Origin of the sequence: Pseudanabaena sp. lw0831, assembly GCF_016584665.1 — a bacterium.
Lineage (GTDB): Bacteria > Cyanobacteriota > Cyanobacteriia > Pseudanabaenales > Pseudanabaenaceae > Pseudanabaena.
In genome coordinates this window covers 16,308-31,936 of sequence record NZ_BBJB01000101.1, presented here as the reverse complement: position 1 = coordinate 31,936, position 15,629 = coordinate 16,308, and the positions used below count along the sequence as shown (strand labels likewise).

At 44.2% G+C, this 15,629-nt stretch carries 10 protein-coding genes and 2 pseudogenes; 7 read left to right on the top strand and 5 right to left on the bottom strand.

All coding sequences use genetic code 11. The annotated features are described in order from the left end of the window. Nucleotides 1–331 (bottom strand): helix-turn-helix domain-containing protein (locus tag APA_RS25910; RefSeq protein WP_201321415.1); only part of this gene is annotated, 331 nt, incomplete at its 3' end. Between the two features lie 79 nt (nucleotides 332–410). Here APA_RS25910 and APA_RS25320 point away from each other — a divergent pair. Beyond that, nucleotides 411–620 (top strand): annotated as a pseudogene (locus tag APA_RS25320) (IS630 family transposase); the annotation flags it as partial. Between the two features lie 107 nt (nucleotides 621–727). Beyond that, a pseudogene (locus APA_RS21105) lies at nucleotides 728–973 on the top strand (tyrosine-type recombinase/integrase); the annotation flags it as partial. A gap of 41 nt (nucleotides 974–1,014) precedes the next feature. Here APA_RS21105 and gltB read toward each other — a convergent pair. Further along, on the bottom strand, nucleotides 1,015–5,640 hold the full coding sequence (gene gltB, locus APA_RS21100; RefSeq protein ID WP_236579939.1) for a glutamate synthase large subunit: 4,626 nt from the start codon (nucleotides 5,638–5,640) through the stop codon (nucleotides 1,015–1,017). Nucleotides 5,641–5,828: 188 nt separating this feature from the next. Here gltB and APA_RS21095 point away from each other — a divergent pair, with 188 nt between their 5' ends. The 3 genes from APA_RS21095 (at nucleotide 5,829) to APA_RS21085 (ending at nucleotide 7,570) form a co-directional block, all read left to right on the top strand. Then, nucleotides 5,829–6,236: an EVE domain-containing protein gene (locus tag APA_RS21095; RefSeq protein ID WP_201324198.1), complete on the top strand. Its 408-nt coding sequence runs from the start codon at nucleotides 5,829–5,831 to the stop codon at nucleotides 6,234–6,236. Between the two features lie 87 nt (nucleotides 6,237–6,323). Next, nucleotides 6,324–6,827, top strand: a complete 504-nt coding sequence (locus APA_RS21090) for a hypothetical protein (RefSeq protein ID WP_201324197.1) — start codon at nucleotides 6,324–6,326, stop codon at nucleotides 6,825–6,827. A 176-nt stretch (nucleotides 6,828–7,003) separates the two neighbouring features. Then, complete coding sequence (locus APA_RS21085) at nucleotides 7,004–7,570, top strand: Uma2 family endonuclease (protein WP_201324196.1); 567 nt, start codon at nucleotides 7,004–7,006, stop codon at nucleotides 7,568–7,570. Between the two features lie 131 nt (nucleotides 7,571–7,701). Here APA_RS21085 and APA_RS21080 read toward each other — a convergent pair whose 3' ends face one another. Continuing rightward, nucleotides 7,702–8,073 carry a hypothetical protein gene (locus APA_RS21080; RefSeq protein ID WP_201324195.1) on the bottom strand — a complete coding sequence of 124 codons (372 nt, stop codon included), beginning with the start codon at nucleotides 8,071–8,073 and terminating at the stop codon, nucleotides 7,702–7,704. Nucleotides 8,074–8,108: 35 nt separating this feature from the next. Then, on the bottom strand, nucleotides 8,109–9,935 hold the full coding sequence (locus tag APA_RS21075) for an iron uptake porin (protein WP_201324194.1): 1,827 nt from the start codon (nucleotides 9,933–9,935) through the stop codon (nucleotides 8,109–8,111). A gap of 446 nt (nucleotides 9,936–10,381) precedes the next feature. Here APA_RS21075 and APA_RS21070 point away from each other — a divergent pair, with 446 nt between their 5' ends. Together APA_RS21070 and APA_RS21065 are read left to right on the top strand one after the other, a co-directional pair. Continuing rightward, nucleotides 10,382–10,963 carry a hypothetical protein gene (locus tag APA_RS21070; RefSeq protein WP_201324193.1) on the top strand — a complete coding sequence of 194 codons (582 nt, stop codon included), beginning with the start codon at nucleotides 10,382–10,384 and terminating at the stop codon, nucleotides 10,961–10,963. A 215-nt stretch (nucleotides 10,964–11,178) separates the two neighbouring features. Further along, nucleotides 11,179–11,868, top strand: a complete 690-nt coding sequence (locus APA_RS21065) for a GUN4 domain-containing protein (RefSeq protein ID WP_201324192.1) — start codon at nucleotides 11,179–11,181, stop codon at nucleotides 11,866–11,868. 48 nt (nucleotides 11,869–11,916) lie between these two features. On the opposite strand, the gene APA_RS21060 is transcribed toward APA_RS21065, so the two are convergent. Next, on the bottom strand, nucleotides 11,917–15,459 hold the full coding sequence (locus APA_RS21060) for an NB-ARC domain-containing protein (protein WP_201324191.1): 3,543 nt from the start codon (nucleotides 15,457–15,459) through the stop codon (nucleotides 11,917–11,919). Nucleotides 15,460–15,629 lie beyond the last annotated feature (170 nt).

Here is a 15,629-nt window from a genome sequence, read left to right as displayed (position 1 = left end):
CAATATTTTGCAGCACTCGCTTGAGTTGTTTCGGTGATTGATTCACCCATTGTTTTATTTGTTCTTGCTGCTCAAGGGTAAACGTGGATTTACGACCTCGCCCTGCTCGGTCACATAATCCCACCAACTTGAGCCTTTCCCAAGCCACAAACCAGTTATGAATCGTTTTGCGACTCACCCCAAAAATTTGCATCAGTTGCGCTATCCTTATCCCTTGAGCGCTCAAAAGAATACAGTGTGCTCGTTGACGGATTGCAAAGCGGTGACTTTGACGATAGATTCTCCACAGTAGCTTTGTCGTTTCAGGGGAAAGTGGAGCAATTAATCTCACAGTAATTAGATCACAATTAAGTAATCCTTAGAATCTTCCCATTACTATGAATATGTGTAAATAATTCTGCATATCTACTTATCAGCATATTCCAGCTTATTCACCAAAACTGAACTTGGTGGAATATGTGATCCATTTATTAAGATTAAGGTTTTTACATCACTTGCCTATTGGCAAAACATTAGGAGATATCACTAATCAGCTAGAGCAGTTTTTTGAATCCAGTCAATTCCTCTCAAAAATACAATTACGAAAAACACTGGATTTTATCTTTTCATTAATTCATTGATCTTATAGCGGGATGGGAGTAAGAATATCGGGAGCTGGATGCATAGAAATATGCACGTCCAGATCTAACAGAGAGGGGCGGGTATAATAGCCTCCTTCGACTCTAACAGACACCATCTTTCAGAAGATCGGATTCAGCGGTCAATGAAACGGGCTTTGAAGCAAACAGATACCAGTAAAGAGGCAAGTCCACATACTTTGCGACATAGTTTTGCTACGCATTTACTGGAGAGCGGCTACGATATTCGCACAGTAAAGGAATTGCTAGGTCATCGTGATGTCCAGACAACGATGGTTTATACCCATGTGCTGAATCGGGGTGGAAAAGGTGTGATTAGCCCTCTCGATCGCTAGATGACAAAAAAATAGAGGGGTGCTACGCGCCCCTCTATTTTTTAAACCGCTGCGACTATAGGCACAGCATCCGTAGCTTCAGGACTATTCTGCTCCGAAGGCGGCACAACTTGCCAGAACTTCGGCAAATAGCTCGACCAATTATCGAGAATTTCCTTGGCTCGGCTACTGCCAGTATTCTCGTAACTAGATTGAATCAACTCTTTTAACTGACTTTCACCTGCGGCGGTGCAAACTCTTTGGACTTTGAGAACTTCTTGACTGAGCCGATCGCAAAACTTGCCATCGATATCGAGGAAGTAAGCAATACCACCCGTCATCCCTGCACCGACATTGCGACCTGTGGTTCCGAGAACGACGATTACACCGCCTGTCATGTACTCGCAGCAGTGATCGCCCGTGCCTTCTACAACTGCTTTTGCGCCAGAGTTCCTTACGCCAAAACGTTCGCCAGCGCGTCCATGTACGAATAGATAGCCGCCAGTTGCGCCATAGAGACAGGTATTACCAATAATTGCGTTATCGGCTGGATTGAAGATGCAATCAGGCTTGGGTTTGATGTTGATAGTACCGCCATTCATCCCTTTGCCGATGTAGTCGTTGGCTTCACCGATGAGAGAGAGATTCAATCCATTGATATTAAATGCGCCGAAGCTTTGACCTGCTGCTCCGACAAATTCCAGATTGAGGTTGCTTGCAAGTCCAGAGTTACCATATTGCTTTGCGATCGCACCTGATACTCTCGCAGGAACTGAGCGATCGGTATTGACGATCGCATAACTCTTACTTAGATCAGTTTGATTGGAGATCGCATTCTGCACTTCGAGATCTGCCAAGATTTCATCATCGAGAACAGCGCCGTTACTATGGGATGTTGGTGAATGCTCTAGCCAATTGCGATCGCTCTTGGTGTCAGGAAGTTTAATTAGGCAATCGAGGTTAACCTGATTTAGATCGAGCTTGCCAAGCTTGAGATCTTGACGTTGGGCTAATAAGTCAGAACGTCCTATGATATCTTTGAGAGACTTGTAGCCCAGCTTGGCAAGGATTTGACGAACTTCTTCGGCAACAAAGTAGAGGAAGTTGACCACATGTTCAGGAGTCCCTGGGAAGCGCTTGCGGAATTGTTCTAATTGCGACGTAACGCCAACGGGGCATTTATTCGTGTGGCAAACTCGCGCCATGATGCAACCTTCGGCAATCATCGCCGCTGTACCGAAGCCATATTCTTCTCCACCGAGAAGCGCTGCGATCGCAACGTCCCATCCAGTTTTGAAGCCTCCATCAACCCGCAATAATACGCGATCACGCAATTTATTACCCATCAATACCGTATGGACTTCTGCTAAACCAAGTTCCCAAGGTGAGCCAGCGTGCTTGATCGAACTTAGGGGTGAAGCGCCCGTACCGCCATCATAGCCAGAGATTTGGATTATGTCGGCGTTGGCTTTGGCAACACCCGCTGCGATCGTGCCAATACCGATTTCCGATACTAGTTTTACAGACACCTTGGCAGTGGGATTGATTTGATGTAAATCAAAGATTAGCTGTGCGAGGTCTTCGATCGAATAGATGTCGTGATGGGGCGGTGGAGAAATTAGCGAAACTCCAGCTTTAGAATTTCGCAGCATGGCGATGTAGCTGCTGACTTTTGGTCCTGGCAACTGTCCGCCTTCTCCAGGTTTTGCGCCTTGAGCGACCTTGATTTCTAGTTGATTAGAACTAACTAGATAGGAAGGAGTAACACCAAAACGACCTGATGCAATCTGTTTAATTGCCGAGTTAGCTGTGTCGCCATTTTTTAAGCCCTTGAGATGAGGGAATGTTGCTGAAATTCCATTCTCATCAACATCATTAATGGGTAAATAGCGAATTGGATCTTCGCCGCCTTCACCACAATTGGATTTGCCGCCAACTCGATTCATGGCGATCGCAAGGACTTCATGGGCTTCTCGACTCAATGCTCCGAGGGACATGGCTCCTGTACAGAAGCGTTTAAGAATTTTCGAGACATCTTCGACTTCTTCTAAGGGAATACTAGGGCGATCGCTCTTAAATTCGAGTAAGTCACGCAGCGCCGTTGGTGTGCGATTTTGCAATTGAGTGCGATAGACCTCGTAATGGTCATAGCCATCACCCGCCACTGCTTTATGCAATGCTTTCGCCATTTCAGGGCTGTTCATGTGGTATTCACCTGTGGGGCGATACTGCACAAAGCCATAATTTTCCAGCTTTTTGATTTGCAACTCAGGAAAAGCTTGAGAATGGAAGCTAAGTAATTCTGAAGCAATATCAGCGAAGTTAACTCCACCAACGCGAGAAACTGTTCCCTTAAAGCAGTTGGTAATTACTTCTGCACCAATGCCGATCGCTTCAAAAATTTGTGCGCCGCTATAGCTAGACAGTAGCGAAATTCCCATCTTCGAGAGGATCTTTAATAAGCCGCCTTCAACTGCTTTACGATAGCTATCTTGAACTTGAGCAATTGTAAGAGACTTAATTTTACCCTGCTGCATCTGCATTTGGGTCTTCGCTTTACCCCACCAATGTCGCGTAGTTTCAAAGGCGAGGTAAGGACAAATAGCACTGGCTCCATAGCCGATCAAGCAAGCAAAATGATGGGTACTCCAGCATTGCGCCGTTTCCACAACAATCGAAGCCTTCATGCGAATTCCTTCGGCACAGAGGCGGTGATGGACAGCACCCACGGCTAACAAGGGTGGAATATAGGCATTATTAGCGTTGAGATGGCGATCGCTTAAAATTAACAGTTTTGCACCATTGCGAACTGCTGCTACGGCAGCGTCACTGATCTTGGCGATCGCATCTTTTAGCCCGTCAGATCCTGATGCGATCGGGAATAACATATCCAATTTTGTTGAAGCAAAACCTAAGGATTGGAGATCCTCAAGCTCTGCTTCATTGATTACAGGGCTTTTGATCTTAATCTGATGGGCCGCTTCAGGAGTTGCGAGAAGCAAATTCGCTCTTTCCCCCAAAAACATCGATAAAGACATCACCGTTCCCTCACGCAGAGGATCGATTGGTGGATTTGTCACCTGTGCAAAGCGTTGCTTGAAGTAATCGTAGAGAAGGTGGGGGCGCTGTGACAGAAAAGCAAGTGGTGCATCATCTCCCATACAAAATACTGGCTCTTTAGCATCTTGAGCCATCGCTTCGATCACCATTTCCACATCTTCGAGGGTATATCCAAAGGCAGTTTGATAGGTGAGAACTTTCTGCTCATCGAGCGTTGGCGCTTCAGCAAAAGGCTTGACTTCTAGATTCTTGCGATATTGTTTAATCCATTCGCCGTAAGGATGCGCTTTGGCTACCCGTTCCTTAATTTCCCAATTGTGCAGAATTTCATGAGTCTGCAAATCAACGGCGATGGTTTGCCCAGGGCCAAGGCGACCTTTTTCGATAATTTCCGTTTCAGGAATATCGACAGTTCCCGCCTCAGAGCTAACGATCACCATCCCGTCTTTGGTAATCATGTAACGGGCTGGTCGCAATCCATTGCGATCGAGAGCAGCACCGACAATTTTGCCATCGCTGAATGCTAACAGCGCGGGACCGTCCCATGCCTCTTGCAATCCACTGTAGTATTCATAGAAATCAACAATTGCTTGGCGATCGCTTAAATCGGGTTGATTCTCATAGGCTTCTGGCACAAGGATCATCATCGCTTCTAGCGGACTATGCCCTGTCTCAATTAGCAATTCAAAAACATGATCGAGTGTTGCTGAATCGCTTTCATTGGGCTTGAGAATTGGCAATAAATCCTTAAGGCGATCGCCTTTTGCGTCCACCCAATTAGGGTGAGCAAGATCGCCCTGACGAGCGAGGAACCAATTGGTATTCCCTTGTAAAGTATTAATTTCGCCATTGTGACCGAGGAATCGCATAGGCTGAGCAAGTGGCCATTTTGGTAAGGTATTGGTACTAAATCGTCGGTGATAAATGGCGTAAGGCGAGACATAATCAGGATTTTGGAGATCTTCATAAAAAGCATCCAACACAGCCGATCGCACCATGCCTTTGTAAATAATCGTCACATTAGAAAGGGAAGGAACGTAAAAATCACTGCTCTGATCAGGTGCAAGCTTTTTGACTTCCAGTTTAATCCGACGGCGAGTAATGTAAATTGCTCTTTCAATTTGGTCAACCTTTTGGTGATCGGCATCTGCTGCGAAAATTGCTTGCTCGATTTGTGGTTGGTTTTCTCTAGCTTGCACCCCCAATACCTGCGGTTTCACAGGTACTACTCGCCACCGCAACAGTTTTAATCCTTCCTCTGCGGCGATTTCCCCCGTAATTTCGCGACATTTTGCAGCGCGATCGCATTCCTGTGGCAAGAAGAACATCCCTACTGCCGAATGCTCTGGGTCGATTTCAGGAATTTCCTTTTTTAATAAGTCCCAAGGAATTGCGGTCATCAAACCTGCGCCATCACCAGAATCTTGGTCAGCGCTACAGCCGCCACGATGTTCCATACAAGTCAGAGCTTTTAGAGCATTGCTTACGATTTTGTAGCTAGCACGACCTTCCTTGTCAGCAATAAAACCCACCCCGCAGGCATCACGCTCTTCAACTAGCCAATAGGGCCCTTGAACAAGATTAGTAGTACCAGACTGATTAGACTGACTTGTATTCACGCGACTCATTTCCATCGAATTATTTCGTTGCTATCAAAAAATATATAACGCAAAGCAAAGCTTTCAACAAAAGTTGTCTGATTTACATGCTGCGTGGGGCATTAATGATTATAAGCCACAAGGATTTTACTTGTGTTCTGATGACTACACTTTCATCGTGAATCGGTATACTGTGATTGTTGAAAATGTCTTTAAAAATGGCTTACTGGTTACTCAAAAGCGAACCCGACGTTTATTCTTACGCCGATCTAGAGCGCGATCGCCAAACAATCTGGGATGGCGTGAATAATAATTTGGCACTCAAGCATATCCGCACAATGCAGCCCGAAGATCTAGCCCTGATCTATCACACAGGCGATGAACGCCGTGCCATGGGTATTGCTGAAGTAATTACACTGCCGTATGTTGACCCCAAATTAGATGATCCTAAACGAGCTGTGGTCGATGTCAAAGCAGTGCGATCGCTACCTCAGCCCGTCACCCTTGCTCAAATCAAACAAGATCCTGATTTTGAAGGCTTTGACCTAATTCGCATTAGTCGCTTGTCAGTTGTTCCTGTATCTGAGGCACATTGGCAAAAGATTTTAAAACTCGCCAATCTCTAAAATAAGCACACCCTTTGGGTGTGCTTATTTTTTTAGATCGCTTTGCACTATACGATATTGGCTAGCAGTTAATCGTTTTTTTAATATATGAACTATTTGGTTAGTGTTTGGAGCGATCGCATGAAGGCTGAAGAAGTTTATACGCGACTAGAATCAGCAAATTTTCCGATGCAAGCAATTTCGATTTTAGGCAAAGGCTACAAAAGCGCTGAAGAATTTGGCTTTATCGATCCACTTGTGCAAGGTCGTAAACAAGCTTTTCAAATGTCATATTGGCTTGTCCCATTTGGATTCTTTGCAGGGATTGGCTTTAGCCTCGTCACCGAATTGCATACTTTTTCTTGGGCTGGTACTATCGGCAATCATGCGATCGGTGGTTTGTTAGGTGCATTTGGTGGTGCGATGGGAAGCATATTTGTGGGTGGTGGTGTCGGCGTGGCAACTAGCAGCGATTCAGTTCCTCTCCGCAATCGTCTTGATGAAGGTAAATATCTCATCGTTGTCCAAGGTACAGATAATCAGATAGTTCGCGCCAATCAAATTATGCGCCCCTTACGTCCTGAAAATATTCAGGGTTACATTGCTCCCTAAATAAAGAACCAGTTTTTTGTGGCGCTGCTTTGCCGCACCACAAGAAATTGGTTCGCTAAGTACCTTGGCGGAATAAAAACTAAATCCCCAAAAAGGCAAAGCGCCCGCGACGCGGGCGCTTTGCCTTTTTGGGCTTTATAATAAAAACGTTGTCTTGAAAGTTAGAGTACAACCCCATGATTGCCACTACTGAGCGCCGCTACAGTCTTGATGAGTATCGCGCGATCGCTGAAACATCCAAAGAAAAATGTGAATACCATGATGGAGAAATTGTCGCGATGACTGGCGGAACACTTAACCACAGTTTAGTTATGGGAAATATTTTTTCCTTTCTCCATTTCACTTTGCGGGATACTCAATTCGCCGTGATTAATAGCGAGTTAAGGCTCTGGCTTCCCAACTATCGTTGTGGTGTATATGCTGATGCCATGATTTTTGATGGAAGACCACAACTAAATGGCGATCGCCAAGATGAAGCGTTAAATCCGATCTTAATTGTGGAAGTGCTTTCTCCATCGACTGAAGAATACGATCGCACTGACAAGTTTCGGATGTATCGTTCTATTCCTAGTTTTTGTGAATATCTCTTAATTCGTCAAAACAAAGTTTTTGTAGAACGTTATAGCAAACAAGAAAAGGGGTGGATATATAGTGATTTCGATAGTTTAGACCAATCGGTTTTGTTAGAGTCAGTGAATATTGAATTAGCGATCTCTGAAATCTATCGCGACATTGATTTTTGATTTACAGCAGTTTTCGATATGCCTAAAAGTGTAGATATACTTTCGAGAATTGGGATATAAAAGAGAGTTGCGGCACGAAGCGCCGCAACTCTCTTTTATATCCCAATATAACTGGCAGCAGCTATATGTTATTAATTCAGCACAGGTGGTGGAACTACGACAGGTGGTGGAACTACAACAGGTGGTGGAACTACAACTACAACAGGCGGTGTAAACGCTGTTACGGAGTTAACGTCGCCTGAAAGAGTGTTTTGAGTCTCTTTCTTTAATGATAATGATTTATCTTCTTGAAGTTTTAAAATTCTTGAAGATAGTTCTTCATCGCCATTGGAGTCAGAAAAATTGACGTTAGACTCAGTCTCAGCCGCCGCCGCACATGCCAAGCCGCTTAGACAAGAATTTCCCAAAGACTTGCTTTGAGTGTAAATGTCTGAAGTGAAGATTAGAGAAGGAATAAAACTACAACTAGCAATGGCAACTGCGACAAGTGATTTCTTTAGCATGATAGGTTCAACTCCTTGATAATTTATTGAGATCTTTAGAAAGTAAAAGTTGATCTTAAAACACCGATCGTCACCGTATCACTACCTGTCCGATTACCAGAATTAAATAGGAAAATCAAAGCAGGAGTAATGCTGATGTTATTGGAAATGCGATGGCGATAGAAAATCTCTGCATGAGTTGTAGTAGTACTTTGACCACCCGTTACAGTTCCCGAAGTCGCTGAAAGAGGACTACCGAGATAGTCAGGTACATTACTATTGCCACTCAAATTACTACTCGTAATTTTGGGAAGCTGCCCAACATAGATACCACCCAAATTACCCTCCTTAAACAAATCAGGAAAAGTCAGATAAGACATCCAGTTAAAAGTCTGCACACTACCCGCCAAACCACTGACAGTCGAAGAAGTAAAGCCAATCCAACCGCCAAAATTTAGATTGGGTGAAATCTTCCAATTAACATTGCTACCAAAGGCATCCGTACTCAGAGGCAAAGCCCCGCCCGTAGGATTGATTGCCACAATGTCATCGCCAACACCTGTACCTAGCCTACCCAATTGGGTGCTAGTTGTACCAACATTGCTCGTATAAGAATGCAAATAATATAAGGCCACATCCACAGGACTAACAGGTGCAAACACAAATTGAGCGCCCAGAGTATAGTTGCCTCCAAACAGACCACCATTTCCCGTAGCCACTTGCGGATTACCTGCCGAATAGACTGCTTGCAAACTAGTGCGTTTAGCGATTTGCCAGTCAAAGCCTACACCACCTGTCGTATTACCCAGATTTAAAATCGGGTTGCGTTGAGCAAAAAGTGAGACCGCACCTTGACCTGCACTTTGATAGCGATCTGGCCCACGAAAAACCGTAACGGGGCTTACACCCAATGGACCAACAATTATTGACAGATTATCGGTAGCTAGAACTCGATAGGTAAGATCGCTGAGTACTAGTGAGTTACCTGTATTTGACTCATATCCAAGTCTTGTAAAGGTATTGTTTAGCCCATTATTACCAGTTGCGGCTGTATTGATATTGCCAACACTAATACTAGTCAGCAATACACTGCGAGGGGAAAGCTGCGTAAACAGACTGATTTGGGTATTACCACCAAAAGTTAGATTAGTACCATCGTCGGGAGTCTTTGCGCCAAAGATGCTAGGAGAGTTATTTAAGCGAGTCTGCAAACCAAAGATTGCTTGACCAAATAACTTAGTTGTAGTCGAGAACTGTTGCGCTTCCAGCTTGGCAGTTTTGGCATCTAGCGTATCTACACGTCCGCGCAGGGTGGCTAGCTCCGCCGCAAACTCTTCTTGTAGTTTTTGCAAGGTGGCAAGATCCTCTTTGCTGACCTTATCCGCCAAACCTGCGGAAATAATCTCGTTGATTTTGTCTAAGCAAGCATTTAAACCCGCCGCAAACTCATAGCGACTAGTTGCTTGATTGCCGCGATAAGTGCGATCGGGATAGCCAGCTATGCAGCCATAACGCTCAACCAAAGATTGCAAAGCTGTAAACGCCCAATCCGTGGGGCGCACATCTCCCAGTTGTGAGACCGAAGTGACATTATTTTGCGCGGTTTTATCTGAGGATAGCGTCTCTTTTAGATCTTGGTTTAGCCGCTGAACGAGTGCCGATTCATCGGATTTTGCAGGTGTAACTTGTTGTTGCGATCGCGGTTGGATCGGGTCAAGCGCGATCGCTGGAATTAATTTAGAATTACTTGTATTTTGGACATTCGTTTTCGCAGTTGGAGTTTCTGCATAGGCAACACCGCCGATGAGCATGGCAGATGCGATCGCAGCCCCAAACCACAAACTTGGATTGTTAGCAATTTTATTTTCCTGAAATAAATACACTTAAACTACTCCTCACATTCACTTGCGACAGTATAAGGTGAAGTTTACATAGATGGTAAAAAAATCCATGTTTTTGGCATCTATTAGGTAGGTAATAAAAATATAAAAATTGTTTTCATCATGCGCATTGCTGAATAGAGAGACAGAATTGAGATTTGGATATTTTATAGATTGTATTTTGAGATGTAATAAACCATAGATATTAGGAGGGAATAAAAGATTTAGGTTGATATTTGCCTGGATTACTGATTTTAGCTATATTTTTAAATTAGACATAAAGACTTATCAAAATATTTAGAGTATTAACTTTTTCTGTAGAATTAACTAGAAAGGCTACAGCTTTAGAAGTTTTTTTAATGATCGCGATGATTGCTCCAGCAATCGTCATTACCAATTAAAAGTTTTTGAGCATATCTTGAATATAAAATTTTTGAGGAAAGTAAAGCATGAGTACAAGTAACGAAAGCACCAAGCCAGAAAGCGCCAAGCCAGAAAGCGCCAAGCCAGAAGAAAAATCCTCTCGCCCCACTAAAGCCAAATCTGACACCGAAACAACTGCAAAAACAGGTACAGTGGATATCTCAGCTTTGGCGGTGAAGGAAGAATCTAAACCCGCCGCAGCATCAATCGAACAAAAAGGTTCATTAATTGTGACTGAAACCCTTAAGCATTATGGCGATCGCCCCATTGTTGATGGCGGCTTTCGTGCAGTTGAATATTTCAACAGTTCAGGCGAGCGTCCAATCGAGGCTAGCAAGTTAGCAATTAGCAGCACCTACACCACCATGGGCGGCGAGCGTCCGATTGTGAACAGTGGTGTGCATGTGACTAGCACATTTTTCTCTTCGGGTGAGCGACCTGTCGTTGAGGATGGTTTTGTAATTGTCGATAAGTTTTATATCGCAGGTGAGCGTCCTGTCGGTTCAGCAGGATTGGTGATCGACGAAACATACTCTCAAATGGGTGAGACCAGACCTGTTGCTTCCAATGCGATCGACAATGCAGGACTGATGGGTTACATCGACTAGTTAGCTGCGCTTTTACAGCGCTTTGCGCTCAAACCCGAACCAAGAAATTTTTTAAAAGTGTTGCTTCGCAACACTTTTAAAAAATTTCTTGTGGTTCGTTTGATCGGAAACTGCCTTAAAAAGCAGCACCCGATGGGTGCTGCTTTTTAAAGTCTTTGGGCTAGGTAAGGGTGTAAATTCAAAGTGGTGCGATTTTTGCGATTTTTAAGATTCTGATGGATACAAAACTAACTGCGTTAAAAGATAAGTTGTTTTCGGGTAAAGAGGCAAACCAATTACCTGCGATCGCTGAATTAGCCACTTTGGGAGAAGATGGCTTACAAATATTAGATGAATTTATTCAAACCCGTAAAGCCGCTAATACCGATGTGACATGGATCGATGGCAAAATTCATCAAACCTTATTGCAAAGCGATCTACCTAGAGCGATTGAAATAGCTCAAATTCATTACCTTAATGGTGTGGTCACCTTAAAATCGGAAAAGGCGATCGACTATCAACAAATTCAAATTTTGCTAGCGAAACAAGACTTTGAGGAGGCGGATCGAGTTACTAGCAAAAAATTATGTGAGGCGGCTGGTACGGCAGCTTTGGCACGAGGTTGGCTATATTTTACCGATGCAAAGTCAATTCCCATTAGCGATTTACAGACGATTAATCAACTTTGGTTAGTTTATTCTGAAGGTAAGTTTGGGTTTTCAGTACAGCGCAAAATCTGGCTCAGCGTGGGTAAGGGTTGGGAAAAGTTTTGGTTAAAGATTGGCTGGAAGAAAGATGGATCTTTTACCCGTTATCCCAATGAGTTTATTTGGAGTCTTGATGCTCCGAGAGGGCATTTGCCACTGTCTAACCAATTGCGAGGCAATAAGACAATGCAGGCGATTTTTTCACACCCTGCTTGGTGATCGGAACAATGCACGCGCTGCCTGCATTGTTTTTGGCGTAGGCGATCGCTACACTTCTAAAGCACCCAATGCTTTTAAAGTCCCGACTTCTGCTTCAGTTAATTCTGCGACATCGTTGATAATCATGCCATCGTAAGGACGGAGCGATCGCAGAGTTTGCAGAGAATTCCCTGTTTTTACATCCCAACAGTTGATGGTTTCATCTTTGCTGCCACTGAGGAGAGTATGAGCATCTTGGCTGAGACTGAGCGACCAGACCCAATTGAGATGATTCTGTAACGTCGCAAGGCAGAGTCCAGTGATTAGATTCCAGATTTTGATGGTGCGATCGCTACTACTGCTAATCAGGCGATCGCCTGTGGGTGTATATAGTAGATCTAGTACTTGACCAGTATGTCCAGCAAGTTTATGTAGACAAGCTCCTGTCTCAATATCCCACAAGCGCACCAACGAATCATCACCGCCAGTGGCGATATACTGATTGTCAGCACTGACCGCAATTGTCCAAACATGATTGGAATCTGCTTCCCAAGTAGCAAGACATTTGCCTGTTTCGAGATCCCATTGTTTAGCTAGCTTTTCGTAGCCACTGCTGAAGAGGGTTTTTCCATCAGGGCTGAAGGCGATCGCTAGTACAGAACTGGTATGCCCTACCAATGTTTGTAAACATTGACTAGAATCTAGATCCCAAATTTTAACTGTGTGGTCGTAGCTGCCACTTGCAAGCAATTTGCCATCGGGACTGAAGGCGATCGCCCAAACCCAACTGTTATGACCATACAAGGTTTTGAGATTCTTGCCTGTATGGGGATGCCAGAGCTTAATCGTGCGATCGGCACTGGCACTGGCGAGAATCTGAGCATCGGGACTGAAGGCAACGGAGAAAATGCGATCGCTATGTCCACGCAATATCCGAAATGGCTGAAGGTCAGACTTTAAATTTTGTGGATTATTGAGATTAACATCCCAGAGTTTAATCGTCTGGTCTTCATGTCCACTCGCAAGTAAGTTGTGCTGATGACTATGGGCGATCGCATAAATCGCATTGCTATGTCCTTGAAAGGTTTTGGTACATTTCCCCGTTTGCAGCTCCCAGACTTTAATCGCATGATCATCGCCACCACTCGCCACTAAGTTTCCTTGTGGATGAAAGGCAACTGACCAAATCCGATTTGTATGTTTTTTCAGCGTATCCAGACATTGCCCAGTTTCGACATTCCAAATCTTTATAGATTGGTCATAGCTGCCTGTTACTATGCAATCGCCTTGGGGACTAAATTCTAGTGAAGTTATAGCTCCTGTATGTCCAAGTAATGTTCTCAAACATTCACCAGTATCTAGATCCCATAGTTTTACAGTTTGATCAAAGCTGCCACTGGCTAATATTTTCTCATTGGGGCTAAAGGCGATCGCTTTTACCCATTGTTGATGCGCCGCCAATGTTTGGATACAGATTCCAGATTCTAGATTCCATAACTTGATGCTGCGATCTTCTCCAGCCGAGGCTAACATTTGACCTGCGGGATGGAAATCAACCGTCCACACACAAGCATGATGTCCTTCTAGAGTTTGCAGACATGATCCTGTGCCTAAATGCCAGACTTTAACTCGGTGGTCATAGCTAATACTCGCAAGGATCTGCGCGTCTGGACTAAAGGCGATCGCGGTGACAATACTACTATGTCCATACAAAGTTTTGAGAGATTCTCCATTAGTTGTGTTCCAAAGTTTGATTGTATGATCTTGTCCGCAACTGGCTAGAATTGGATGTTTTGGGCTAAAAGCAATATCCCAAACCCAACTATTATGGTCTTTGCAAATAAAGAGTTGCTTGCCATTGCTGACATCCCAAATCTGAATTTCGCCATTGGTATCACTGCTTGCCATGGAAAGTCCATCGGGACTAAAGGCGACGCTAGTAACTCCCCCAAAGGTTGCGGCAAAAAGACAATCGCGAAAGGTAGTTTTGGTAAAGTTAACGCGATGTAATTTTAGCGATCGCAAGTCACAGTTACGGAGCGTCAGTCCCGAAAAATCATAGCCTTTCAGGTCGATGCCCAATTGGGCGAGTAAATTTAGCAAATTAGCGCCACCATATCCGAGTGGTGCGATCGCTTCAGTTTGCAGCTTTGTAATCAGTCTACCGAGTTTATGCTCAAGCTGATGCGTTGAACCAAGGGTAGTTTGGAGTTGATCGAGGATAGGCTGGACAATTAGAAGAGATTGAATATCGAGGATGTAGTCCTTTGCCTGTGCTTCCATCAGGGCATGGGTGAGCAGATATTGCGGTGATTCGGTGATGATTTCTTGGCAGATTATCTCTATCAATCGGGTGGTCACATATTCCATTACTACAGGTTGTTGTGTGAATCTTCCCGTATTATTCTCGATCAAGCTCCGCCAACGCAAAGATTCGATCACTTCCATTAACTTCGGCTTAGACAATGCTGAGATGAAGGCTGTTTGTAATTCTGTTAGAGAGAGGGGTTCTCGACCAATTGCTAGCCAGTACATCACTTGCTGCTCTGAGTCTGAGAGTCTTTGGAACTGCTGTTCTAAAAGATTGCCAATACCATTAAATACTTTTGTCCCTTCTGCTAAGAAGTGGGTGATATTGCCTTCATGTAAATCCTGAATGGAAGTTGCGGCAATTTTTAGCGCTAATGGATTACCGCAATAACAATCAACCAGTTGGCGAGTTTCGTTATCGGAGCTAGATAGCCCTTTGAGTGCGAGAATTGTTTGTCCTGCGGCGGCTTCCAATCCAGACAAAGCAAGGGTACGCACTGCTAATCCATCACCTTCGAGGGCGGCGATCTCTGCTGGCTTTTCACGACTGGTAATCAGTACACAACTTTGATGCCCAGTCTCTCCCGATCGCCACAAAAGCTGACCGTAGGACTCGTAACCCTCACGGTAAAAGCCTGTCCTTTGACCATGCTGTAATATCGTCTCGAAGTTATCCAAAATCAACAAACATCGAGATTTGCGAAGGTATTCGATTAGACAAGTAATCTGTTCATGATGGTCAGCAGGCAATGTTACAACTTCCTGCCGCGAAAGGATTTTGATGCAGTCGGTCATCTTGTCATCAAAGGAAGGAGCCTGCCGAAGCGATCGCCAAATCACATATTCAAATTCTCCTTGTAGTTGTTCAGCAATCTTCACCGAGAGCGCAGTTTTACCCATACCACCCATACCGAGCAATGTGACGACCCGACAGCGATCGCCCAAAATCCATTGACTGAGAGTTTCTAATTCCGCAGCACGTCCATAAAACTTAGAAACATCGATCGCTTCACCCATGTGAATCTGACTTATTTCTGAGTTAGCCGCCTGCTGCTGAGCATATCTCTCCAATACTCCCTGCACATTATTTTTGGTGACTTTTTCGTTTAAAGCTTTAGACAGCGATCGCCATAATCCTGAGCCAACATCCTTGATATAGCCAAGCTCATAATCCTTTTCGATAGCTATCTCTGAGTATTTATTACCCGCCCAAGATTTGCTAAATACGAGTTCTTGGATTTTTGATAAGCGTCCATTGCCTAGTAATCGCGTTACTAGTGCGATCGCTTCATGCTCTGTCATTTTTCGCCTTAAACTTTACTGCCAGTTACACTATGACCAGAAAATATTCATTTGTCAAAAAATTTTACATAAACGCACCAAAAACATCAGACCTTGATCCGACCTTTTCTGACTTTTAAACCTTATACTACCAATTAGGGTTGAGCTAACACATCAAAAAATAAAGCTTG

What these genes read in the sequence shown, in the direction of transcription:
- gltB (WP_236579939.1), bottom strand. Translation starts at nt 5,640, where the DNA reads ATGAGTCGCGTGAATACAAGTCAGTCTAATCAGTCTGGTACTACTAAT.
- APA_RS21080 (WP_201324195.1), bottom strand. Translation starts at nt 8,073, where the DNA reads ATGCTAAAGAAATCACTTGTCGCAGTTGCCATTGCTAGTTGTAGTTTT.
- APA_RS21070 (WP_201324193.1), top strand. Translation starts at nt 10,382, where the DNA reads ATGAGTACAAGTAACGAAAGCACCAAGCCAGAAAGCGCCAAGCCAGAA.
- APA_RS21065 (WP_201324192.1), top strand. Translation starts at nt 11,179, where the DNA reads ATGGATACAAAACTAACTGCGTTAAAAGATAAGTTGTTTTCGGGTAAA.
- APA_RS21085 (WP_201324196.1), top strand. Translation starts at nt 7,004, where the DNA reads ATGATTGCCACTACTGAGCGCCGCTACAGTCTTGATGAGTATCGCGCG.
- APA_RS21090 (WP_201324197.1), top strand. Translation starts at nt 6,324, where the DNA reads ATGAACTATTTGGTTAGTGTTTGGAGCGATCGCATGAAGGCTGAAGAA.
- APA_RS21095 (WP_201324198.1), top strand. Translation starts at nt 5,829, where the DNA reads ATGGCTTACTGGTTACTCAAAAGCGAACCCGACGTTTATTCTTACGCC.
- APA_RS21060 (WP_201324191.1), bottom strand. Translation starts at nt 15,459, where the DNA reads ATGACAGAGCATGAAGCGATCGCACTAGTAACGCGATTACTAGGCAAT.